This is a genomic window from Sulfitobacter sp. PR48 (assembly GCF_028807335.1).
Lineage (GTDB): Bacteria > Pseudomonadota > Alphaproteobacteria > Rhodobacterales > Rhodobacteraceae > Sulfitobacter.
Genome location: NZ_JARAMM010000001.1, coordinates 457,555 through 478,820, shown reverse-complemented (window position 1 = coordinate 478,820; position 21,266 = coordinate 457,555). Strand labels below are relative to the sequence as shown.

At 61.8% G+C, this 21,266-nt stretch carries 22 protein-coding genes; 9 read left to right on the top strand and 13 right to left on the bottom strand.

What is annotated here, in order from left to right; translation table 11 throughout:
- The first annotated feature begins 105 nt into the window (after window positions 1–105).
- The 5 genes from PVW51_RS02335 to rfbA all read left to right on the top strand — a co-directional run bounded on the left by PVW51_RS02335 (window position 106) and on the right by rfbA (window position 4,604).
- Window positions 106–1,143 (top strand): DUF2793 domain-containing protein, encoded by a 1,038-nt coding sequence (locus PVW51_RS02335; protein WP_274573439.1) that lies wholly within the window; start codon window positions 106–108, stop codon window positions 1,141–1,143.
- A gap of 110 nt (window positions 1,144–1,253) precedes the next feature.
- The gene (gene rfbC / locus PVW51_RS02330) at window positions 1,254–1,823 is read left to right on the top strand and encodes a dTDP-4-dehydrorhamnose 3,5-epimerase (protein ID WP_274573437.1); all 570 of its coding nucleotides are present in this window, start codon (window positions 1,254–1,256) and stop codon (window positions 1,821–1,823) included.
- The gene (gene rfbB / locus PVW51_RS02325) at window positions 1,820–2,860 is read left to right on the top strand and encodes a dTDP-glucose 4,6-dehydratase (protein ID WP_274573436.1); all 1,041 of its coding nucleotides are present in this window, start codon (window positions 1,820–1,822) and stop codon (window positions 2,858–2,860) included. The genes rfbC and rfbB overlap by 4 nt, the downstream gene beginning before the upstream one ends.
- A 23-nt stretch (window positions 2,861–2,883) precedes the next feature.
- Complete coding sequence (gene rfbD, locus PVW51_RS02320; protein WP_274573435.1) at window positions 2,884–3,735, top strand: dTDP-4-dehydrorhamnose reductase; 852 nt, start codon at window positions 2,884–2,886, stop codon at window positions 3,733–3,735.
- Window positions 3,732–4,604 carry a glucose-1-phosphate thymidylyltransferase RfbA gene (gene rfbA / locus PVW51_RS02315; protein WP_269363095.1) on the top strand — a complete coding sequence of 291 codons (873 nt, stop codon included), beginning with the start codon at window positions 3,732–3,734 and terminating at the stop codon, window positions 4,602–4,604. Before rfbD ends, rfbA begins: the two co-directional genes overlap by 4 nt.
- A gap of 130 nt (window positions 4,605–4,734) precedes the next feature.
- Here the strand turns inward: rfbA and PVW51_RS02310 are convergent, their stop codons facing one another.
- The 4 genes from PVW51_RS02310 to gmd form a co-directional block, all read right to left on the bottom strand.
- Window positions 4,735–6,174 carry a mannose-1-phosphate guanylyltransferase/mannose-6-phosphate isomerase gene (locus PVW51_RS02310; protein WP_274573434.1) on the bottom strand — a complete coding sequence of 480 codons (1,440 nt, stop codon included), beginning with the start codon at window positions 6,172–6,174 and terminating at the stop codon, window positions 4,735–4,737.
- 186 nt (window positions 6,175–6,360) lie between these two features.
- On the bottom strand, window positions 6,361–7,527 hold the full coding sequence (locus PVW51_RS02305; protein WP_274573433.1) for a DegT/DnrJ/EryC1/StrS family aminotransferase: 1,167 nt from the start codon (window positions 7,525–7,527) through the stop codon (window positions 6,361–6,363).
- Complete coding sequence (locus PVW51_RS02300; RefSeq protein WP_274573432.1) at window positions 7,524–8,453, bottom strand: GDP-L-fucose synthase family protein; 930 nt, start codon at window positions 8,451–8,453, stop codon at window positions 7,524–7,526. The genes PVW51_RS02305 and PVW51_RS02300 overlap by 4 nt, the downstream gene beginning before the upstream one ends.
- Window positions 8,454–8,456: 3 nt before the next feature.
- The gene (gmd, locus tag PVW51_RS02295; RefSeq protein WP_274573431.1) at window positions 8,457–9,575 is read right to left on the bottom strand and encodes a GDP-mannose 4,6-dehydratase; all 1,119 of its coding nucleotides are present in this window, start codon (window positions 9,573–9,575) and stop codon (window positions 8,457–8,459) included.
- 120 nt (window positions 9,576–9,695) lie between these two features.
- On the opposite strand from gmd, the gene PVW51_RS02290 reads away from it, so the two are divergent.
- Both PVW51_RS02290 and maiA read left to right on the top strand, forming a co-directional pair.
- Window positions 9,696–10,388 carry a fumarylacetoacetate hydrolase family protein gene (locus PVW51_RS02290; protein ID WP_274573430.1) on the top strand — a complete coding sequence of 231 codons (693 nt, stop codon included), beginning with the start codon at window positions 9,696–9,698 and terminating at the stop codon, window positions 10,386–10,388.
- Window positions 10,385–11,044: a maleylacetoacetate isomerase gene (maiA, locus tag PVW51_RS02285; protein ID WP_274573429.1), complete on the top strand. Its 660-nt coding sequence runs from the start codon at window positions 10,385–10,387 to the stop codon at window positions 11,042–11,044. The genes PVW51_RS02290 and maiA overlap by 4 nt, the downstream gene beginning before the upstream one ends.
- An 82-nt stretch (window positions 11,045–11,126) precedes the next feature.
- Here the strand turns inward: maiA and PVW51_RS02280 are convergent, their stop codons facing one another.
- The 8 genes from PVW51_RS02280 to PVW51_RS02245 form a co-directional block, all read right to left on the bottom strand.
- Complete coding sequence (locus tag PVW51_RS02280; RefSeq protein WP_274573428.1) at window positions 11,127–11,933, bottom strand: alpha/beta fold hydrolase; 807 nt, start codon at window positions 11,931–11,933, stop codon at window positions 11,127–11,129.
- Window positions 11,926–12,915, bottom strand: coding sequence for a P1 family peptidase (locus PVW51_RS02275; protein ID WP_274573427.1), 990 nt, complete (start codon window positions 12,913–12,915; stop codon window positions 11,926–11,928). Before PVW51_RS02275 ends, PVW51_RS02280 begins: the two co-directional genes overlap by 8 nt.
- A gap of 48 nt (window positions 12,916–12,963) precedes the next feature.
- Window positions 12,964–13,314 (bottom strand): cupin domain-containing protein, encoded by a 351-nt coding sequence (locus tag PVW51_RS02270; protein ID WP_274573426.1) that lies wholly within the window; start codon window positions 13,312–13,314, stop codon window positions 12,964–12,966.
- Window positions 13,311–14,057, bottom strand: coding sequence for an SDR family oxidoreductase (locus PVW51_RS02265; RefSeq protein ID WP_274573425.1), 747 nt, complete (start codon window positions 14,055–14,057; stop codon window positions 13,311–13,313). The genes PVW51_RS02270 and PVW51_RS02265 overlap by 4 nt, the downstream gene beginning before the upstream one ends.
- Window positions 14,058–14,125: 68 nt before the next feature.
- Entirely contained in the window at window positions 14,126–14,593 is a 468-nt protein-coding gene (locus tag PVW51_RS02260; protein ID WP_269363076.1) for a GNAT family N-acetyltransferase, read from the bottom strand.
- Window positions 14,590–16,188: an ABC transporter ATP-binding protein gene (locus tag PVW51_RS02255; protein WP_274573424.1), complete on the bottom strand. Its 1,599-nt coding sequence runs from the start codon at window positions 16,186–16,188 to the stop codon at window positions 14,590–14,592. Before PVW51_RS02255 ends, PVW51_RS02260 begins: the two co-directional genes overlap by 4 nt.
- A complete protein-coding gene (locus tag PVW51_RS02250; protein WP_269363072.1) occupies window positions 16,185–17,000 on the bottom strand; it encodes an ABC transporter permease in 816 nt (271 codons plus the stop codon). Before PVW51_RS02250 ends, PVW51_RS02255 begins: the two co-directional genes overlap by 4 nt.
- Window positions 16,997–17,944: an ABC transporter permease gene (locus tag PVW51_RS02245; protein ID WP_114274116.1), complete on the bottom strand. Its 948-nt coding sequence runs from the start codon at window positions 17,942–17,944 to the stop codon at window positions 16,997–16,999. Before PVW51_RS02245 ends, PVW51_RS02250 begins: the two co-directional genes overlap by 4 nt.
- A 282-nt stretch (window positions 17,945–18,226) precedes the next feature.
- On the opposite strand from PVW51_RS02245, the gene PVW51_RS02240 reads away from it, so the two are divergent.
- Together PVW51_RS02240 and PVW51_RS02235 are read left to right on the top strand one after the other, a co-directional pair.
- Window positions 18,227–18,676, top strand: coding sequence for a hypothetical protein (locus tag PVW51_RS02240; protein WP_269363069.1), 450 nt, complete (start codon window positions 18,227–18,229; stop codon window positions 18,674–18,676).
- A gap of 101 nt (window positions 18,677–18,777) precedes the next feature.
- Window positions 18,778–19,893, top strand: a complete 1,116-nt coding sequence (locus tag PVW51_RS02235) for an acetoin utilization protein AcuC (protein ID WP_274573423.1) — start codon at window positions 18,778–18,780, stop codon at window positions 19,891–19,893.
- Between the two features lie 64 nt (window positions 19,894–19,957).
- Here PVW51_RS02235 and PVW51_RS02230 read toward each other — a convergent pair whose 3' ends face one another.
- Window positions 19,958–21,139, bottom strand: a complete 1,182-nt coding sequence (locus tag PVW51_RS02230) for an acetyl-CoA C-acyltransferase family protein (RefSeq protein ID WP_274573422.1) — start codon at window positions 21,137–21,139, stop codon at window positions 19,958–19,960.
- Window positions 21,140–21,266: the final 127 nt, after the last annotated feature.

Genomic DNA, 21,266 nt, shown 5'->3' with positions numbered 1-21,266 from the left:
TTGCGTAAAATTTGGGTCAAACGTTCGCTGCATGGCGGCTTGTTTACCTTCATTTGCCAATCCTCACGGCGACCGCAATGGAAAGACCCCGTAAAGGATATTTGGATGCCAGAGACTTCCCCGGCCCTCGCCCTGCCCTATTTGCAACCTGCGCAGGCGCAAAAGCATGTCACCCACAATGAAGCGCTGCGTATCCTGGATGCGGTGACGCAACTCTCGGTGCTGAACGCAGAACTCGGCACGCCCCCGGCGCTTCCGGCTGATGGGGATCGCTATATCGTCGCTGCTCCCGGCGCTGATGCCTGGGCGGGTCAGGACCACAACATCGCATTGTGGGTGGACGAAAGCTGGCAGTTCTTTGAGCCCGGCACAGGCTGGCGTGCCGATATCGCAGGCTCGGGCGAGACGTTGCGTTTCGACGGTACGGCATGGGTGGCACCTGCCGCACCCGAGATCGACATGCAGAACCTGCCCCTTGTCGGGGTGAATGCCACGGCAGACACGACAAACCGTCTGAGCGTTGCGGCTGATGCAACCTTGCTCTCTCACGCGGGTGGGGATCACCAGGTCAAGATCAACAAGTCGGTCGCCAGCGACACCGCCAGCCTGCTGTTCCAGACCGGATTTTCCGGGCGCGCCGAAATCGGGACCTCGGGGGATGATGATTTTGCCATCAAGGTAAGCGCGGACGGCACGACATTCGTGCGGGCCATCCAGGTCGACCGAACCACCGGCTCTGTGATCATTGGCGAAGGGGTGGGCACCCAGACACTTTCGGTCATGGCCGAGGATGCACCCAGCGTGCGGGTGCATAACACGGGCGGAATCGGAGGCGCATCATTCATCATGTTGGATGAGCCGTCAGGCGGGAACTGGAAGTTCAAGATCACCGGCGCCGGCGATTTCAAGCTGCGCGACGAAGCAAATTCAGAGGATGTTCTGAAGATCGACAAAGCGACGATGGTAACCAGCCATTTCGGCCCTGTGCAATTGTGCAGCTATTCCGTTGCGACCCTGCCCAGTGCCGCAACGGCGGGTGCAGGTGCCCAGGTTTATGTCACCGACGAGACGGGCGGCGCTGTTCCGGCCTTCTCGGATGGCACCGACTGGCGGCGGGTCACGGACCGAACTGTCGTTTCATAGGCGGTAATCCCCGGCATTGTCCGAAACTTCGGCAGTGCCGCCACTCGCGCCGTGACATTCTCAGGCCTGCTTGCTAAAGGCAGAGCGATTGAGAATGACGGAGCAATTTCGTGGACTTTATTACTCGGACCAAACTCCCCGGCGTGGTCTTGCTGAATCCACCGCGATTTGGTGACAATCGTGGCTTCTTTTCCGAAAGCTGGAATCGCAAAAAGCTTGCTGATCAGGGCATTGACCTTGATTTCGTCCAGGACAACCATTCGGTTTCTGCTGCTGTCAATACGGTGCGCGGGCTGCATTTTCAGTCCCCGCCGCATGCGCAGGACAAGCTGGTGCGATGCGGCCGTGGGGCACTCTTTGACGTGGCCGTCGATATCCGTAAGGGGAGCCCGACATTCGGCCAGTGGGTCGGATACGAACTGACGGCCGAGAACGGGTTGCAGCTTTTGATCCCGGCGGGGTTCCTGCATGGCTTTGCGACCAGGGCACCGGATACGGAAATCATCTACAAGTGCAGCGATTATTACGCGCCTGAATGTGACGGCGCCGTGCGTTTTGATGATCCTGACATCGGGATCGACTGGGGGTTGAGTGGTGATGCCGTCCTGTCCGAGAAGGATGGCAAGGCCCCGCTGCTCGCCGATTTTGAAACCCCGTTCCAATTTGAAGGTGCAGCATGAAGATCATGGTAACGGGTGGCGCCGGCTTCATCGGCTCCGCTGTCGTGCGACTTGCCGTGGCGCGTGGTCATGACGTCGTCAATCTGGATGCATTGACCTATGCGGGATGTCTCGAAAACCTCGACAGCGTCAAGGACAGCCCGCTTTACGCGTTTGAGCAGGTCGATATCCGTGACCGTGCGGCACTGGACGCGGCCTTTTCAAAACATGCGCCCGATGCGGTGATGCATCTGGCTGCAGAAAGCCATGTGGACCGGTCCATCGACGGACCCGGCGATTTTGTCGAGACCAACATCACCGGCACCTACAACATGCTTGAGGCTGCCCGTGCCTATTGGGTGACGGCGGGAAAGCCTGAGGGGTTCCGGTTCCACCACATCTCCACCGACGAGGTCTTCGGGTCGCTGGGTGAAACAGGCATGTTCACCGAGGATACGCCCTATGATCCGCGGTCGCCCTATTCGGCCTCCAAAGCGTCGAGTGACCACCTGGTGCGGGCGTGGCACGAAACCTATGGGTTGCCGGTTGTCCTGACGAACTGCTCGAACAACTACGGGCCGTTTCATTTTCCTGAAAAACTGATCCCGGTGATCATTCTGAACGCTTTGGCGGGCAAGCCGCTGCCGGTCTACGGGCAGGGGATCAACGTGCGCGACTGGCTTTTTGTCGAAGATCATGCTGACGCTCTCTTGCTTGTGCTGGAAAAGGGCGTTCTGGGCCGAAGCTATAACATCGGGGGCGAGAACGAGGCCCGCAACATTGATATCGTCAGGAAAATCTGCGGTATCCTGGATGAGAAGCGGCCAAAGGACACCAGGTACGAAGAACAGATTGCCTTTGTCGAGGATCGTGCGGGGCATGATCTGCGCTATGCAATTGACCCGACACGCATCAGGACCGAACTGGGCTGGCGGCCTTCCGTCACGCTGGACGAGGGGCTGGAGCGGACCGTGCAATGGTATCTCGATAACGAGGACTGGTGGCGCGCGTTGCAGGCACGCGCGGGTGTCGGTGAACGGCTGGGCGTCAAAGCCTGAAGCAACCATCGGAAGGAAGCCACATGACCATTCTTGTTTTTGGTGAAACCGGTCAGGTCGCGCGGGAGCTGGCCCTGCTGGACGGGACGAAATGCGTGGGGCGGGCAGGTGCCGATCTTGCTTCTCCGGAGGCCTGCGCGGCCCTTATCAAGGCGGAACGCCCCGGTGCCGTGATCAATGCGGCGGCCTTTACCGCCGTGGACAAGGCCGAGAGTGACGAGGCACTGGCAACTGTTGTCAACGCCGACAGCCCCGGTGCCATGGCGCGGGCCTGTGCCGACCTGGGGATTCCCCTTGTCCATATCTCGACCGATTATGTGTTCGAGGGGGGCGGGACCCGGCCCTGGACAGCTGACGATCAGACCGGCCCGCTGAGCGCCTATGGCCGGTCGAAATGTGCCGGCGAGGAAGCGGTGCGGGCGGCAGGCGGCACCCATGCAATTCTGCGCACCTCCTGGGTTGTTTCGGCGCATGGAAACAACTTTGTTAAGACCATGTTGCGGCTTGGTGCCGAACGTGATGTCCTGACCATCGTGGCGGACCAGATTGGCGGACCGACAGGCGCGCGGGAAATCGCCGCTGCCTGCCATTCCATCGCCGGACAACTGGCAGCCGATCCCGAAAAGACCGGGACCTATCATTTTTCAGGTGCCCCCGACTGCAGTTGGGCAGATTTCGCGCGGGCGATCTTTGACAAGGCCGGGGTGTCCTGCGAGGTCAGGGATATCCCATCATCAGATTATCCGACCCCGGCGGTTCGGCCGTTGAATTCGCGCATGGATTGTTCCGAGACGGAGCGCCGTTTTGGCATTTCACGGCCCGACTGGCAGGCCACACTCACGCATATTTTAAAAGACATTGGAGCATCCGGATGACACAGCGCAAAGGTATTATTCTGGCCGGCGGTTCGGGCACGCGCCTGTACCCGATCACGATGGGCGTCAGCAAGCAACTGCTGCCGATCTATGACAAGCCGATGATTTATTATCCTATTTCTGTCCTGATGCTGGCCGGTATTCGCGAGATCGCGATGATCACGACGCCGCAGGATCAGGATCAGTTCAAGCGGACCCTCGGCGACGGCAGCCAGTGGGGCATTTCGCTAACCTATATCACCCAGCCCAGCCCGGACGGGCTGGCGCAGGCCTATATCCTTGCCGAAGATTTCCTGGACGGCGCGCCTTCGGCGATGGTTCTGGGGGACAACATCTTTTTCGGTCACGGGTTGCCCGAACTGCTGGCAGACGCGGATGCGCAGGAAAGCGGCGGGACGGTATTCGGCTACCATGTGTCCGATCCCGAACGCTATGGGGTGGTGGGATTCAACAAGGATGGCGTGGCGCAATCCATTATCGAAAAGCCGGAGAAGCCCGCCTCCAATTACGCGGTGACGGGGCTTTATTTCCTGGACGCCGACGCGCCAAAGCTGGCCCGGCAGGTCAAGCCGTCAGAGCGTGGCGAGCTGGAAATCACCACCCTGCTTGAGATGTATCTGGCCAAGGGCGCGCTGCGGGTGAACCGCATGGGGCGCGGATATGCCTGGCTTGATACCGGCACCCACGCGAGCCTGCTGGATGCGGGTAATTTCGTGCGGACGCTGACCACCCGGCAGGGTCTGCAGACCGGTTGCCTGGAAGAAATCGCGCATGATCTGGGCTGGATCGACGATGCACAGCTGACGGAACGGGCTGAGCTTTTCCGCAAGAACGGCTATGGTGCCTATCTGGCCTCCATGCTGAAGTAACGCAGGCCTGCGGTACCGCCTTGGTTGTCGGCCTGCACATGAAGACATGTCAAAAATGACATGTCTTCATTTGAACTCTGGATTTCAGATAAAGGGCCGCTGAGCGGTAAGCCGCAAGTCCGGGGGAGAGCTACCCCTTTGCGCCCTGGCCGCGCGCATAGACGTCTTCATAGCGCACGATGTCGTCTTCACCCAGATAGCTTCCGGTTTGCACCTCGATCAGCTCCATCGGAACCTTGCCGGGGTTTTCCATCCTGTGAACGGCGCCAAGCGGGATGTAGACGGATTCGTTTTCACAGACCAATTGCACCTTGTCGTCGATGGTCACCTTTGCCGTTCCGGCGACCACGATCCAATGTTCCGACCGGTGCACATGGCTTTGCAGGCTCAGCGCGGCGCCGGGGGTCACCACGATACGCTTGACCTGGAACCGCCCGCCCAGGATCAGGGTTTCGAAAAAGCCCCAGGGGCGGTGATCCCTGGGAAAGGTATCGGCCTGGGGAATGTCGCGCCTGCGCATTTCCTTGACCACATTGCCAACCTCGGCCACACGGTCCCGGTGGGCGATCAGCACCGCATCCGGCATGGCCACCGCAACGATCCCGTCCAGCCCGAGCCCGACGATCTGTTGCCCATCGTTTTCAGACCGCAAAAGGCTGTCCTTGCAATCAATCGCCAATGCAGTGCCCTGCAAAGCGACACCATTTGCATCCGTTTGTGCATGTTGATGCACCGCCGTCCAGCCACCAAGATCGGACCAGTCGCCGTGATGTTCGATCACGCTCAGGTTGTTCACCTTTTCCATGATCGCGAAATCAACGGAAATGTCTTCGCATTGTGCCCAGGCCTCTGGATCCAGGCGCAGGAATCCCAGGTCGGGCCTGGCGGCGTCGACTGCGGCCTGCACATGTTTCAGCATCTCGGGCGCATGGGCCGCATAGGCATCCACCAGCGTTCTGGCGGTGTACATGAAAATGCCCGCGTTCCACAGATACCCGCCGGCCTCCAGCATCCGCTCGGCCTCTGCCAGCTTGGGTTTCTCGACAAAGCGTTTCAGCGGCACCGCTGTCGCCCTGTCCCCTTCACCCAGTTCGAGGTAGCCATAGCCGGTTTCCGGGCGGTCCGGTGTGATCCCGAAGGTCACGATCTGCCCCGCCAGGGCCGCCGCCACGCCGGATTGCACGCTTTCGCGAAACTTTTCCGCCTGCGTGATGTAATGGTCAGAAGGGGCGGCGAGCATCAGGGCCTCGGGGTCCGACTGCATCTGTACAAGGGCGGCCGCCAGCAGCGCGGGCGCCGTGTTGCGTGCCTGCGGTTCGATCAGCACAGCGCCGGGATCAAGGCCCGCGTCGGCCAGCTGCTGTGTCGCGATAAAACGGAAATCCGAATTGGTCACGATCATCGGCGCGGCATAGCCCGGCCCCGACAACCGCGTGGTCGACTGCTGGTACAGGCTGCCCTCACCGATCAGGGCGATGAACTGCTTGGGGAAACTCTTGCGGGACACGGGCCAAAGCCGCGTTCCCGAGCCTCCGCAAAGGATAACCGGGGTGATCTCCTGTGCTGTCATCACATTGTCCTCGTCGTTGTTCCGGGCGACCTTAACCCTCCCAAAGCGGCGGGAATATGGCGCGGGGAGCGGCCTGTGGAATTTGTTGCCAACTGCGGTTTTCAGACTCTGGACTGTTTACGCATCGGAAACAATCGGGGGATGCGGTAGACGATCAACAATCAGCACGCCCGCGTTTTCGGTGACCTAGAGCCTGGCCAATTCCCTGATCGCCTCGGGAAGGGGGTAGTGATGATTGCCGACGAAGAGCCCATTGGCGTCGATGTAATCGGCATTCGCCAGTACCCCGTGAATTTCGTGCTCGATGTGTTGCATGACCTCGTTCTTGGCAAAGTTTCCGGCCACGATGGGACGGCACTCAAAGCCCTTTTCCCCCAATTCGCGGACCAGTTGCGCCCGTGTTCCGGCGTGTTCTTCCCGCAGGACCAGCGAAAAGCCGAACCAGCTTGATTTGCCGATCTCGCGCTGGATCATGAAGCGCGGATGCCCTTCAAGCGCTTCCTGCAGCAGCGCGCCATTGGCCTGCCGGCCTTCGACCAGCCCCGGCAGCTTCCTGATCTGCTCCCGCCCCAGCGCGCCGGACATCTCCAGCGGTCGCAGGTTGTACCCCGGCAGGACAAAGCGAAAGCTCTCTTCAAAGGGATCGTCCGATTTTTCACCCGTGACGTGGTTGAACTTGGGCAGGTTCCGGGTCCAGCCATGGGCCCGCAGGGACAGCATGACGTGATACAACTCCTCGTCATCGGTCACGACCATGCCGCCTTCCATGGTCGAGATGTGGTGCGAGAAGAAGGACGAATAACTGCCCATCACGCCGAAGGTGCCTGCCTGCTTGCCGTCAAAGGTAGCACCCATGGATTCGCAATTGTCCTCGATCATCACGATGCCGCGCGGTTCTGTCAGGGCTTTGAGCCGGGCAAAGTCATTGGGGTTGCCCAGCAGGTTCACCACCATCAGCGCGCGCGTCTTGTCGGTGATCGCGGCCTCCAGCGCATCAAGGTCGTAGTTCAGCGTTTCGCGGTCGATGTCCACGAACTTCAGCCGCAGGCCGTATTGCGACAGGGGATAATAGGTGGTGGACCAGCTGACCGCAGGCACGATCACCTCGTCCCCCCGGCTCAGTTTCAGCGCGGCGTTCCTGGTGTAGAACAGCGCCGCTGTCATCAGCAGGTTTGCGGAAGACCCAGAATTGACCATGACCGCGAATTTCGAGCCGAAGAGATCGGCGAATTCTTCCTCATAGGCGCGGACCTCCGGCCCCATGGAGAACATGTCGGATTTGATCACCCGGTCGATGGCGGCATATTCCGCGTCGTCCCAGGAGGACGTGGCAAGGGGGTAGGTAAAGCTCATGACGCATGGTGCTCCAGGTAATGGCGGTAGGTCTTGGCGATCCCGTCGCGCAATGTGGTCGGGGCCTGCCAGCCCCAGGCGGTTTGCCGGTCGGTGGCGCAGAGTTTCTGTTTCATGCCGACAGGGCGGGACAGGTCGTGGGTGAATGTCCCCTGCCAGCCGATCACCCCGGCGACGGTTGCGTAGTAATCGTTGATCGAATGATCATGACCCAGCCCGATGTTCATGGCACCGGGAAGGCTGGCCGGATCCTGCACCGCTTTCCAGACGGCATCGGCCAGATCTCCCGCATACATGAATTCGCGCCGCGCGGTGCCGTCGCCCCAGATTTCAACCGTATCGGCCCCGGTCTGTTTTGCCTCGTGCACCTTGTGGATGATCGCCGGCAGCAGGTGCGAGGCTTTAGGGTCGAACTTGTCATATGGCCCATAGAGGTTGCAGGGGATCAGCGTCTTATACTGCGCTTCGGGGTCTTCAGCGCGGATATAGTCGCAGAGTTTCATCGCCATGATCTTGGCAATGGCATAGCCTTCGTTCGTGGGTTCCAGCGGACCGGTGAGGATGCTTTCCTCCCGCAGGGGGTTTTGCCCCTCTGCGGGATACATGCAGGTCGAGGCGAGGTTGATCAGCCGTGACACCCCTGTGGCGCGTGCGCCCATGATGACATTGCGCCCGATGGCGATGTTCTGTTCCAGGAATGCCACCGGATGCGCCATATTCGCCTGGATGCCGCCGACGCGCCCGGCGGCATGAACGATCACGTCGGGCTGCTGTGCGGCGATGTAATCGGCGGTCTGGCGGGCATCCGTCAGATCCACCTCGGCAGAGCCGGGGGCCAGCACCTGCCAACCGGACGCCGCCGCATGTTCGCGGATGTTGCGGCCCACCATGCCACCGCCACCGGTGAGAAAGAGCTTGCCCGCCACCGCTCAGTCCTCGCGCGACATCTGCGGATCATAGCCGTGATCCTTCAGCACCCGTTCGCGCTGGGCGTTGCGCAGGTCGTTTGCGACCATTTCGGCACACATCTCCTGCGCGGTGATCTGGGGCACCCAGCCCAGCTTGGCCTTGGCCTTGGAGGGATCACCCAGCAGCGTTTCCACCTCTGCCGGGCGGAAATAGCGCGGATCGATGCGGAAAATCACGTCCCCCTCGCGCAGTGCCGGGGCCTTGTCGCCGGTGATTTTGTCGACGATGCCGATCTCTTCCACGCCGCTGCCTTCGAACCGCAGGGTCAGGCCCAGCTCGGCCGCTGACCATTCGATGAACTGGCGCACGGAATACTGGACGCCGGTGGCGATCACATAGTCCTCGGGCCTGTCCTGCTGCAACATCATCCACTGCATGCGCACATAGTCCCTGGCATGCCCCCAGTCGCGCAGTGCGTCGATGTTGCCCATGTAGAGGCAGGGTTCCAGCCCCTGTGCGATGTTCGACAGGCCGCGTGTGATCTTGCGGGTGACAAAGGTCTCGCCCCGGCGCGGGCTTTCGTGATTGAACAGGATGCCGTTGCAGGCATACATCCCATAGGCCTCGCGGTAATTCACCGTGATCCAATAGGCGTACATCTTGGCCACGGCATAGGGGCTGCGGGGGTGAAACGGTGTTGTTTCGGTCTGCGGGGTCTCCTGGACGAGGCCATAAAGCTCCGACGTCGACGCCTGATAGAACCGCGTCTTCTGGTCCATCTTGAGGAACCGGATCGCCTCCAGCAGGCGCAGCGCTCCGGTGGCATCTACATCAGCGGTATATTCCGGAGCTTCAAAGCTGACCGCGACATGGCTTTGCGCGCCAAGATTGTAGACCTCATCGGGCTGCACCTCGGCCAGGATGCGGGTCAGGTTCGAGGTATCGGTCAGATCACCGTAATGCAGGTGAAAATTGCGGTTCCGCTCGTGCGGGTCCTGAAAGATGTGGTCGATCCGCTGGGTGTTGAACAGGGATGCGCGGCGCTTGATCCCGTGCACTTCATAGCCCTTTTCCAGCAGGAGTTCGGCCAGGTAAGAGCCGTCCTGCCCTGTGACGCCGGTGATGAGTGCTTTTTTCATGTGACTTTCCTGCCGTAACTTTCTGTCCTTCTATGTCATCAGATGGCATAGGCCAATACGCTCGGCATTGACGATGCCTGACAGCCGGTGTTCGGTGTGTCCAACCAGAGGAGCCGTCTCATGTATGTAATCGACCCGCCCAAGCAGGCCAGCCTTGCCGTACAGGGAAGCGAAAACCGGTTTCCGATCCGGCGGATATTCTGCGTCGGCCGGAATTACGAAGCGCATGCCCGCGAGATGGGCAAGGACCCGACGCGCGAGGCGCCGTTCTTTTTCACAAAGCCGGCGGATGCCGCATTGGATACGCCCTGCACGATCCCCTATCCGCTGCTGACCGAGAACCTGCATTACGAAATCGAATTGATCATCGCCATCGGCAAGGGCGGCGTGCGGATCGCCGAAGCTGATGTGATGGACCATGTCTGGGGTGCATCCGTGGGTCTGGACATGACGCGCCGCGATCTGCAGGGCGAGGCCAAGGAGATGGGCCGCCCCTGGGACTGGGGCAAGGCATTCGACCAATCAGCGCCGATTGCCCCGATCAAACCACTGGCGGAGGTCCCCAGTATCGAAAAGGGGCGCATCTGGCTGGCGGTGAACGGCAAGGTTCGGCAGGACGCGGACCTTTCCGACCTGATCTGGTCAGTGCGTGAACATGTCTCGATCCTGAGCCATTCCATGGCCCTGGCACCCGGCGACGTGATCATGACCGGCACACCCGCTGGCGTGGGGGCCGTTGTTACCGGTGACGTGATCACCGGCGGTGTCGAAGGCATCGGCGAGCTGGAAGTCACCATCGGGCCGCGCGCATGAGCGATCTTGTCCTGCATAATTATTTTCGGTCCTCCACCTCCGTCCGGGTCCGGGCCGCGCTGAACCTCAAGGGGCTCAGCTATGACTACGTCCCGCTTTCCCTGCTGAAGGGGGAGCAGGCCAGCGCCGAACACCTGGCACTGAACCCTTCGGGATTGGTCCCGACGCTGGTCACGCCGCAGGGTGCGCTGCCGCAATCTCTGGCGATCCTCGAATGGCTGGACGAAGTGCATCCGGAGCCGCCGCTGTTGCCGGCTGACCCATGGGGCAGGGCGCGGGTGCGCAGCCTGTCGCAGATCGTCGCGCTGGACATCCACCCGGTCAACAACCTGCGCATCCTCCAGCATCTGGAGGCTGAATTCGGCGTGGACGCGGCGGGCAAGGCGGCCTGGTTCCGCAAGTGGGCCGGGGCGGGCATGCAGGCGCTTGAGGCGCGGCTGGCCGCTGAGCCTGAGACCGGAAAGTTCTGTCACGGCGATACCGTTGGGCTGGCCGATCTGTGCCTTTACGCCCAGGTCCTGAACAACGCGCGCTTTGAGGTCGATATGAGAAACTGTCCGACCATCCTGAGAATTCACGACAATTGCATGGCGATCCCCGCGTTGGAACAGGCCACGCCGCCGTACCAGCCGGATGCTTCAACGCCCCGCCTTTGACCAAAGGCAGATCACATCGCCAATGTCCCGGGAGCGCGTAGCGCGGCAGGGTATTGGCGATGCAATATCAAGGCGGGGCGTCCTATCTGATCGGATGTTCTGAAAGGAAATCGAGCAGGCGGGATGCGACATCGCCCGGCGCATCCCAGATGATCGAATGCCCGGCATTTTCCACGGTGAATTCGGTCTTCTTCACGATCCCGTCGAAACCCGGTTTCGCCAGGGCAGGCGGCACAAGGATATCCTGCGCGGCATAGAGGATCAGCGCCGGGCAGGTGATGTCTGAAAGGCTTGCCTCTGGCCGGAAGAGTTTGAAGGCGTCAATCTGATGGGCCATCGCGTCCGGGGATTGCGCATAGGGATAGGCCAATGCAGCCTTGAGCGCCGCTTCGGCATTGCCGGGATCGGTGAAGAACGCGGGCCCGAAGATCCAGGGGTAGAGCGCGCGCAGCCATGTCTCCTCGCCCATTGGCATCCGGCGGATGGCCAGCAACGCGTCGAACACCGCCGTTGTGCGCGGGCTGCGCACCCGGCCCGAGGCCATGACGGTTGCGGATGCAACCCGGTCTGCGAACAGACCGGCAATCTCAAGCGTCATCAGCCCGCCCATCGAATGCCCCGCCACGTGAAACCGCGCATGACCCAGATGGTCCATCAGCGCGATCACGTCGCGGACCATCAGGTCCATTGTCGCCGGCGCGTCCTTTGGCGTTGTGCGTCCAGTGCTGCGGTTGTCAGGGCGGATCAGCGTGAAACTGTTGCGAAGCAGGGGCACAAGGGGTGTCCAGGCGGCACTGTCGCTGAGCATGCCCGCGAGCAGGACCAGAGGCGGTCCGTTCCCTTCGACTTCATAATGCAGGGACAGGTCGTTCAACGCGAGATCAGGCATTCAGATCACTCCAGCAGGGCAAGAGGTCACCGGGGCGTGGCGACGCGTGAAAGATCGCGCGGGCGATGGCGCGGGACAGGCACAGGGCGGCGGCATGGCCGATCATCATCACATCACCGGGGGTGCCGCCCCCGGTGCTGAGCGCAAAGACCAGATCGCCATCATGTGGCGTATGCGCCGGGACCGTTGCGCGACCGATGCCGTCATGTGCCGCGACGGCGACGCGGTGACACTGCGCCTTGGTCAGTGCGGCGTTGGTGGCGACAATCGCGATGGTGGTGTTTTCCCGTGGCGTTTGCGCGCGCAGCTTCCGGCTGTCCAGCGACATGCCAAGGCCGCTGGCGGGATCCGGCCCCAGACCGCCGAATTCAGCCCCCACCTCGAAAGGTGCAGCGTAGAAATGCCGGTCCCCCGGTGTGGTCACGGCCCCGACCGGATTGGCAGCGACAAGCGCCCCCACCGTGGTGCCATCCGGCAGCACGAGGGAAGCAGAGCCAAGTCCGCCCTTCATCATCGCGCTCAGCGCACCGGTGCCTGCACCGGCTGTCCCCAGTTCGAATTCAAGCGTTGCCGCGTCGAAGGCCCGCCGCCCCAGCGCGCGATATGGGTTGTCGGACCAGGTCTTGTCCCCGCCATTGAGCAGGTCGAACAGGATTGCCCCCGGTACAAGCGGGATGACGGCACCGCCCACCTGAAAACCGCGCCCCGCCGCGCGCAGCCCGTCAACCACGCCGGAACAGGCGTCGAGCCCGAATGCGGAGCCGCCCGAGAGCACCAGCGCATCCACGGCTTCGACGGATTTGTCCGGGGCAAGCAGATCGGTCTCGCGCGTGCCGGGAGCACCACCCATCACATGCACCGATGCGGTAAAGGGCGCATCCCCGACAACAACGGTCGTGCCGGATTTCAGCATCTCGTCCTGCGCGTTGCCGACCCAAAGGCCGGGGACATCCGTGATCAGGTTTCTGGGGCCGGTGTTCATGGGGCACGCCTGCTTTGGTTCGGGAACAGCATCTGAAAAGGCATCTGGTCAGATGCGGGGTTTCGCGGCGGCGGTTGCCGGGTCGCCGGTGTTCGGCACACCCTTTGGCTCGATCAGCAGAACCTCGCATTCCTGATCGGCGCGCGGCCGGTGGGTCACGCCTTTCGGCACGACAAAGATTTCCCCGGCCTTCACTGGATGCGCCTCGTCTTCAAGCTCCATCACCATTTCCCCCTTGAGCACCAGAAAGAAATCATCAGTGTCCTCGTGCAGATGAAACGGGAAAGCGCCCTGGAATTTGACAACCATGACGTCATTGTCGTTGTAATCCGCGATCACATGCGGATCCCAGTGGCTGCTGATCCGGGCCAGCTTCCCGGCGAGATTGACGGTCTTCATATGCAGCGGCCGCCGTCGACTTCCATGGCGACACCGGTGATCATGCTGGCTTCGTCCGAGCAGAGGAACAGCGCCGCATTCCCCATGTCCTGCGGGGTCGAGAACCGGCCAAGCGGGATGGTGGACAGAAACTTCGCCCGCATTTCCGGCGTGTCCTCGCCCATGAAGCTTTTCAGAAGCGGGGTTTCTCCCGCGACCGGGTTCAGCGCGTTCACCCGGATGCCCTTGGGGGCGAGTTCGACCGCCATTGTCTTGGTCGCGGTGATCATCCAGCCCTTGGAGGCATTGTACCAGTTCAGGTTCGGACGGGGCGAGACACCGGCGGTTGAGGCAATGTTGAGGATCGCACCTGCCGCGCGTTCCTTCATATGCGGCACCAATGCGCGGGCGGTCAGGTAGACCGACTTCATGTTCACATTGAATACGCGGTCAAAATCCTCTTCCGACACTTCATCAAGAGGGGTCGGCAGGTGAGTCACACCCGCATTGTTGATCAGGATGTCCACATGGCCCCATTCCTCGATCGCCGTGCGGCACATGTCGCTGACGGAAAGGCCGTCGCTGACGTCGACGGTATGTGCGATGGCGTGATCGCCCATTTCCTGCGCCAGATCGCTTGCGGCGGAACCGTTCAGATCGGCGATCATGACGCGCGCACCGTCTTGCAGGAACCGACGCACGATGCCGGCCCCGAACCCGGAGGCGCCGCCGGTGATGATGGCTGTTTTTCCGGTCAGTCTCATGGCATGGGCTCCTTCCAATTGGGTGAGGACTCTACTGTGCCGCCTGTCGGATGGCTTGCCAAGCCCGCTCAGCGTTCGACGCGAAAAGAGAAACTTCCTGCCTGATTGGCAGTTCGCGGCGGGCGGCGCGTGATTTCGCAGACACCTTCGCAGGCCTCAAGGCAGTGCTGCCAGAAAACCATCGCCCCCGCCGGGTTCCTTGCCACGCCAAGCACCCAATCCCCGCCAAGCGCGAGAAATATCATCTCGGCGGCCTGGGTTCCGATGCCCTGATGCCGGTGGGCGGGCAGGATGGTGAATTCGGTCAATTCGTGGGTCCCGTCGGGGTGGTTCCAGACCAGGGCAAAGCCGATGGGCTCGCCGTCCTGTTCGATCAGATAGGGATGGCGGCCGGGTTCGATCCAGTAGCGGTCCAGCGCATTGGGAAAGAAGGCCGGGCCATTTGGCAGCACCTCCCGGAAATAGCTGCGGGCCATCCCGTCAAGGACGGCGCGGCGCGACTCCGGCACCGGGGCTATGGAAATCCTGGCCGTCATTCTGCCGCGTGAATTTGCGGCAGGACCGGGGCTGCGTCGATCAGGCTGCGGGTATAGGGGTGCTGCGGGTTGTCAAAGGTTTCCGCTGTCGGCCCTTCTTCGACGATCTTGCCCGATTGCATGACCAGCACCCGGTCGGTCACGGTGCGTACCACCGACAGATCATGCGAGATGAACAGATAGGTCAGATCATAGGTGCCGCAAAGCTCCGCCAGCAGATCGAGGATCTGCGCGCGCACCGAGACATCCAGCGCGCTGACGGCCTCGTCGAACAGGATCAGCTCGGGCCGGATGATCAGCGCGCGGGCGATGGCGATGCGCTGCCGCTGCCCGCCGGAGAATTCGTGGATGTACTTGCGGGCGTCCGCCGGGGTCAGCCCCACGGCGGTCAGCGCCTCGTCAATCGCCCGTGTCCGGTCCGTGCCGACTGGCGGGTCGGGCAGCAGGTGAAACGGTTCCGTCACCAGACGGTCCACCCGATGCCGGGGGTTGAAACTGCCAAAAGGGTCCTGGAACACCACCTGCATCTTGCGCCGCACCGCAAGGTTGGGCGCATTGCCCGAGAATACCGGCGCGCCGTCCAGTGTGATCGTGCCGGACTGAACCTGCTCAAGCCCCAGCACCGCGCGGGTCAGGGTGGATTTTCCACACCCCGACTCCCCGACAAGGCCAAGCCGCTCGCCCCGGTGGATGGTAAAGGACACGTCATCCACGGCACGGAAATACCCCGCCGGGCTGAACAGGGTCGTGCGCGGCAGACGGTAGTCGCGGCTGACATTCGTGACCTCAAGCAATGGTGGCTGTGCGGCGACCTCGGGCAGGGAAACCTGGTGGCCGGAGGCGGCGAAGAGCATCCTGGTATAGGGATGATTCATATGCCGCAGCAGATGCCTGGTTTCACCCTCTTCCACCACCTCGCCCTCGCGCATCACGGTGATGCGGTCTGCCATGTCGGCCACCACGGCGAGGTCATGGGTGATCATCATCAGGCCCATCCCGTCGGCGCGGGCCAGATGCTTGAGCAGGTCGAGGATCTGCGCCTGGGTCGTGACGTCCAGCGCGGTGGTGGGTTCGTCGGCGATCAGCAGGCGGGGCCGCAGCGCGATGGCCATGGCGATCACCACACGCTGGCGCTGGCCGCCCGACAATTCATGCGGATAGCGGCCAAGCGGGAACCGGTCCTGCGGCAGGCCCACGCGGGTCAGCGTCTCTGCCGCGCGGATCTCAGCGGCGGCACGCGATATGCTGCGGTCGTGGATGCGGATCGTCTCGGCGACCTGCGCGCCGATGGTCTGCACCGGATTGAGCGCGGTCATCGGCTCCTGAAAGACCATGCCGATGTCGTTGCCCCGGATGCCGCAGAGCGTCTTTTCGTCCTGCTGCGTCAGGTCCGTCTCGCCCAACATGATCCGGCCCTTTATTTGCGTTCCCTTCGGCAGGAGCTGCATCGCTGCCAATGCCGTCAGCGATTTGCCCGATCCGCTTTCGCCGGTGATGGCGACGATCTCCCCCGCGGCGATGGACAGGGTCACGTCCCGCAGTATGTCGAGACCGTAGATCGACAGTGACAGGTTCTGGATCGACAGCAGGCTCATGCGCGGACGACCCGCAGCCGAGGGTCGAGATAGTCACGCAAACCGTCGCCCATCAGGTTCAGGCCAAGCACTGTCAGGATGATCGCAAAGCCCGGCACCAGCGCCATATGCGGCGCAATGCTGACCAGCGTCTGCGCATCGGCCAGCATCCGGCCCCAGGAGGGTGTCGGCGGCTGCGCGCCCAGGCCAACATAGCTCAGCGCCGCTTCGGCAAGGATACCCAGGGAGAACTGGATGGTGCCCTGCACGATCAGCAGGTTGGTGACATTGGGCAGGATATGTTCGACCGATATGCGTGCCGCGGATTTGCCTGCCACCCGCGCCGCAAGGATGAACTCGCGCTGCCACAGCGACAGGGCCGCACCCCGTGTGATCCGGGCAAAAACGGGTATGTTAAAGATACCGATGGCGATGATCGCGTTGATCGCGCCCGCGCCGAAGATCGCGGTGATCAGGATTGCGATGACAATGCTGGGAAAGGCAAAGACAAGGTCGTTGCCGCGCATGATCAACTCGTCAAGCCAGCTGCCCTGCCGTGCGGCGGCCCATAGCCCGAGGGGAATGCCCAACCCCATGCCGATGCCCACCGCCACCAGCGCCACCGCGATGGAGGTGCGTGCGCCGACCATGATCATGCTCAGGATGTCGCGCCCGAAATGATCGGTGCCCAGCAGATGCACCGCGTTGGGCGTTTGCAGCTTGTTCGGTATGTTCAGCGCCACATGATCATAGGGTGTCCAGACAAAGCTGATCAGCGCCGCAAGCACGAAGAGCGCCGAGAGCATCCCGCCAAGGATCAGATTTCGCCTCATGACCGCGACCTCAGCCGGGGGTCCACGGCGGCATAGGCAAGATCGACCAGAAAATTGACCACGATGACCGAAAAGACCAGCAGCATCACCACCGATTCCACCACGATCAGGTCGCGGGCCGAAATCGACTGGAACACCAGCCGCCCCAGACCGGGCAGGTAGAACACCTGTTCGATGATGATCGACCCGGCCAGCAGGAAGGAAAACTGTAGCCCGATGATGGTCAGCACCGGAATCAACGCATTGCGCAAGCCGTGCCGCCACAGCGCCTGCCGCTCTGTCAGCCCCTTTGCGCGGGCGGTGCGCATGAAATCCTCGCCCAGCACATCCAGCAGCGACGACCGCATGACGCGTGCAAGAATGGCCGCCTGTGGCAGGGCAAGGGCTATGGCAGGCAGGGTCAGCGCATGCATCCCGGCCCAGAAACCCTTGTCCCAGCCGACAAAGCCGCCGGCCGCGAACCAACGCAGGTTGATGGCAAAGATCAGGACCAGCATCATTGCGAACCAGAAGTTCGGGATGGCAACGCCAAGCTGGGTGGCCCCCATGACGCCGATGTCGCCCGCCTGTCCCCGGCGCGACGCGGCAAAAATCCCGGCGGGAAAGGCCACGGCGGTGCTGAGCGCGAGCGCATAAAGTGCAAGCGGCAGGGAGACCCACAACCTGTCTGCCACCATCCCGATCACCGGTGTGCGATAGGTATAGGAGGTGCCGAAATCGCCGGTCAGCATGCCGCCGACCCAGGCCAGGTATCGCGCCACCTTCGAAGTATCCAGGCCAAGTTCGGTACGCAGCGCGGCAAGGGTTTCAGGCTGCGCGTTCATGCCCAGCATGAAGGACGCCGGATCGCCGGGTGCCACTTCGATCACGGCAAAGATCACCAGCGAAGCGACAGCGAGGCTCAGCAGGAGGGAGAGCAATCTTTTGAATGTATATCTGACCATTTTTCCGAAGGTTATGCGCAGTGGTCGGAACCGTCCAGTGGATAAGATCAGGGCGGTGCGCCTGGCGGTCGGATGGTCCGGTTGTGGCTTTTGAATGTCTTAAGACATAGGGGCAGAAAGTTATTCGCTTCAAACGAAAAGAAAGATCAGAAAATTTTTATAAATAAAAGCAATGTATTGAGCGGCGCATCACGCAGGTTTCGCCGGGCTGCACCGGGCCGTCACGGAACTGCCCGCCGCCGTGAGTGTTGGTTCTTCAACAGTAAATCAAGGAGTATGATTATGAATTTTGTCGTAAAAACAATCGCCGCCGCAAGCCTGATGGGCAGCGTTGCCGCACCCGCCCTTGCCGATGCGCACATGAGCACTTCCATGACATGTGCCGAATACAAGGCATTGACCCCCGAAGAACAGATGACCGTTGCCTCGATGGCAATTGCCGAAATTGACGGCGAAACCGACGGAATGGTGACCGATGGCAATGCCAAGGCAGACCAGGGCACCATGGGAACCACCTCCGCCGAGGAAGCGACTGACGGTACTTCCGAAACCGGCAGTGTCATCGACGGTGAAGCCCAGGCGGTCGAGCCGACCGGCGGCAATACCGCGGCATCCAACATGACGGCAGTGCCGATGGATGAAGCTGCGATGGAAGCTTTCATGACAATCTGCGACCAGAATCTGGACGCCATGGTGTCGGAAGCTGCAGCAGGTCTTGACGGCACCAGATAAGACCTGTTTCTGAATGACCGGATCAGGGCGCCTTCGGGTGCCCTTTTTCGTTTCTGCCCGACAGAGATGGCATTTGTGTGGTGGCAGGTTAGATTTGGCCGATGAGGCAGCCCCTGTTCATCGGTCACGACATTTACCGCCATTCGACCTACGGCCGTTGGCACCCTTTGCGGGTGCCGCGCGTGTCCACGGTCATGGATCTGGCGCGGGCGCTGGGCTGGATGGAGGAGGGCCAATTCATCAGATCACCCCGCGCCAAGCCCGAAGCGCTGACCCATTGGCATACCCCGCGCTATATCGCGGCGCTTCAGCGGATCGAGAAGGAACAGGCCGCGACCCCGGCAGATTTCGAGAACCATGATATCGGCAGCGTGACGAACCCGGTCTTTCCGGAGATTTTCCGCAGACCGGCGACGGCGGCGGGCGGTTCGATCCTTGCCGGTGAACTGTTGAAGGATGGCGGGACGGTCTACAGCCCGGCAGGTGGCACGCATCACGGGATGCCGGACCGCGCCAATGGTTTCTGCTATCTTAACGATCCGGTTCTGGCGATGCTGTCCCTGCGGCATCACGGGGTCCGGCGAATCGCTTTTTTGGACATAGACGCACATCACCCGGATGGGGTGGAGGTCGGCTTTGCCGGTGATCCGGATTGCCTGATGATGTCGATCCACGAAGAACGCCTGTGGCCCCGCACCGGCCCGCTGGAAAACGACGGTGGCGGAAATGCCTTCAACCTGCCGGTGCCGCGCGGATTCAACGATACCGAAATGGCCTTTGTCAGAGAGGAATTCCTGATCCCGCGCCTGCTGTCGTTTCAGCCCGACGCCATCGTGTTTCTATGCGGTGCCGATGGTCTTGAAGAGGACCCGTTGTCGCACATGCAGCTCAGCAACAATGCCCATTGGGACGTTCTGCGCGCCATCCGGGGGCTTGCCCCAAGGCTGCTGGTTCTGGGTGGGGGTGGGTACAATCCGTGGTCGGTGGGCCGGATGTGGGCGGGCATCTGGGGCATACTGAATGATCATGCGCTGCCCGGTCTCTTGCCTGCCCCTGCCGAAGCCGTGCTGCGCGCGTTACGGTTCGACGGGAACCGGCGGGGCAGGAACCCGCCGGAGCACTGGTTTACCACGCTGCAGGACAAGCCGCGCCCGGGCATCCTGCGTGACGAGGTTGCGCAGCGCGTTGACCATCTGAACAAGCGTCCGGTGATCTAGGCTCAGTGGACATTCATTTCCGACTGAAACGGGTGGTGGAAGATGAACGCCACAGGCCCTGGGGTCAGCCCATCCGTTCGATGGCCAGCGCGATCCCCTGACCGCCGCCGATACACATGGTGATCAGGGCGCGCCTGCCGCCGATCCGCTCAAGCTCGTACATTGCCTTGACCGTGATGATCGCACCTGTTGCCCCGACGGGGTGGCCCAATGCAATCGCGCCACCATTCGGGTTCACGATTGCGGGGTCAAAGCCCAGTTTCCGGGAAACCGCCACCGCCTGCGATGCAAAGGCCTCGTTGCTTTCGATGACATCGAAATCGCCGGCCGTCAGCCCGGTCCGCGCCAGCAGGTTTTCAACCGCGGGCACGGGGCCGATCCCCATCACCTCAGGCCTTACCCCGGCGTGGGCATAGCCGATGATCCGCGCACGGGGGGTCAGGCCGGATTTCTCAGCTGCTTCAGCGGTGGCCAGAACGACCGCAGCCGCGCCATCGTTGATTCCGCTGGCATTGCCCGCCGTCACGCTGCCGTCCTTCTTGAACACCGGGCGCAGGCCTGACAGCGCCTCTGCCGTGGTGGCCTTGGGATGTTCATCAACCTCGAAATTGACCGTATCGCGCTTTACCCGGATCTCGACAGGGGTGATCTGTTCCTTGAAATATCCTGCCGCGATGGCCGCCGCCGCCCTTTGCTGACTCTCCAGCGCGAAGGCGTCCATGTCCTCGCGGCTGATCCCGTGTTCCGCCGCCACGTTTTCCGCAGTGACGCCCATGTGGCCGCTGCCAAAGGGGCAGTTCAATGTCCCCAGCATCATGTCCAGCGATTTGACATCGCCCATCTTCTGACCCCAGCGGGCGTTCTGAAGGAGGTAGGGCGAACGCGACATGTTCTCTGCCCCGCCGGCAAGGCCGAATTCCGCGTCACCCAGCATCAGGGATTGTGCAACCGACACGATGGCCTGCACACCGGACCCGCACAGGCGGTTCACGTTCATCGCCGGAACCACGTCGGGCACACCCGCCTGCATGGCGGCGACACGCGACAGATACATGTCGCGCGGTTCGGTGTTGATGACATTGCCAAAGGCAACATGCCCGATGCGATCAGGGGTCACCCCCGCGCGTTCCATCGCGGCTTTCGCCGCAGCAGTCCCCAGGTCGATGGGGGGTGTACCGGCCAGTGACCCGCCAAAAGTGCCAATGGCGGTCCGTGCGCCACCCAGGATAACGATGTCTTGTGTCATGACGGTTCCTTTGATGTTTGTTCGAATATGCCGCAGCTCTTGCCGGATGTCAGGAAAAGCCTGCCGGGACCTCACGTCAATTCCATGTGTTGCGCGTTGGTCGGTTGTTGACTTTCACCCGGGCGCG

What these genes read in the sequence shown, in the direction of transcription:
- PVW51_RS02335 (WP_274573439.1), top strand. Translation starts at nt 106, where the DNA reads ATGCCAGAGACTTCCCCGGCCCTCGCCCTGCCCTATTTGCAACCTGCG.
- PVW51_RS02260 (WP_269363076.1), bottom strand. Translation starts at nt 14,593, where the DNA reads ATGACGGCCAGGATTTCCATAGCCCCGGTGCCGGAGTCGCGCCGCGCC.
- PVW51_RS02230 (WP_274573422.1), bottom strand. Translation starts at nt 21,139, where the DNA reads ATGACACAAGACATCGTTATCCTGGGTGGCGCACGGACCGCCATTGGC.
- PVW51_RS02255 (WP_274573424.1), bottom strand. Translation starts at nt 16,188, where the DNA reads ATGAGCCTGCTGTCGATCCAGAACCTGTCACTGTCGATCTACGGTCTC.
- PVW51_RS02245 (WP_114274116.1), bottom strand. Translation starts at nt 17,944, where the DNA reads ATGGTCAGATATACATTCAAAAGATTGCTCTCCCTCCTGCTGAGCCTC.
- gmd (WP_274573431.1), bottom strand. Translation starts at nt 9,575, where the DNA reads ATGAAAAAAGCACTCATCACCGGCGTCACAGGGCAGGACGGCTCTTAC.
- PVW51_RS02250 (WP_269363072.1), bottom strand. Translation starts at nt 17,000, where the DNA reads ATGAGGCGAAATCTGATCCTTGGCGGGATGCTCTCGGCGCTCTTCGTG.
- rfbB (WP_274573436.1), top strand. Translation starts at nt 1,820, where the DNA reads ATGAAGATCATGGTAACGGGTGGCGCCGGCTTCATCGGCTCCGCTGTC.
- PVW51_RS02270 (WP_274573426.1), bottom strand. Translation starts at nt 13,314, where the DNA reads ATGAAGACCGTCAATCTCGCCGGGAAGCTGGCCCGGATCAGCAGCCAC.
- rfbD (WP_274573435.1), top strand. Translation starts at nt 2,884, where the DNA reads ATGACCATTCTTGTTTTTGGTGAAACCGGTCAGGTCGCGCGGGAGCTG.
- PVW51_RS02235 (WP_274573423.1), top strand. Translation starts at nt 18,778, where the DNA reads ATGAGGCAGCCCCTGTTCATCGGTCACGACATTTACCGCCATTCGACC.
- PVW51_RS02305 (WP_274573433.1), bottom strand. Translation starts at nt 7,527, where the DNA reads ATGAGCTTTACCTACCCCCTTGCCACGTCCTCCTGGGACGACGCGGAA.
- rfbA (WP_269363095.1), top strand. Translation starts at nt 3,732, where the DNA reads ATGACACAGCGCAAAGGTATTATTCTGGCCGGCGGTTCGGGCACGCGC.
- PVW51_RS02275 (WP_274573427.1), bottom strand. Translation starts at nt 12,915, where the DNA reads ATGAACACCGGCCCCAGAAACCTGATCACGGATGTCCCCGGCCTTTGG.
- PVW51_RS02280 (WP_274573428.1), bottom strand. Translation starts at nt 11,933, where the DNA reads ATGCCTGATCTCGCGTTGAACGACCTGTCCCTGCATTATGAAGTCGAA.
- maiA (WP_274573429.1), top strand. Translation starts at nt 10,385, where the DNA reads ATGAGCGATCTTGTCCTGCATAATTATTTTCGGTCCTCCACCTCCGTC.
- PVW51_RS02290 (WP_274573430.1), top strand. Translation starts at nt 9,696, where the DNA reads ATGTATGTAATCGACCCGCCCAAGCAGGCCAGCCTTGCCGTACAGGGA.
- PVW51_RS02265 (WP_274573425.1), bottom strand. Translation starts at nt 14,057, where the DNA reads ATGAGACTGACCGGAAAAACAGCCATCATCACCGGCGGCGCCTCCGGG.
- PVW51_RS02240 (WP_269363069.1), top strand. Translation starts at nt 18,227, where the DNA reads ATGAATTTTGTCGTAAAAACAATCGCCGCCGCAAGCCTGATGGGCAGC.
- PVW51_RS02310 (WP_274573434.1), bottom strand. Translation starts at nt 6,174, where the DNA reads ATGACAGCACAGGAGATCACCCCGGTTATCCTTTGCGGAGGCTCGGGA.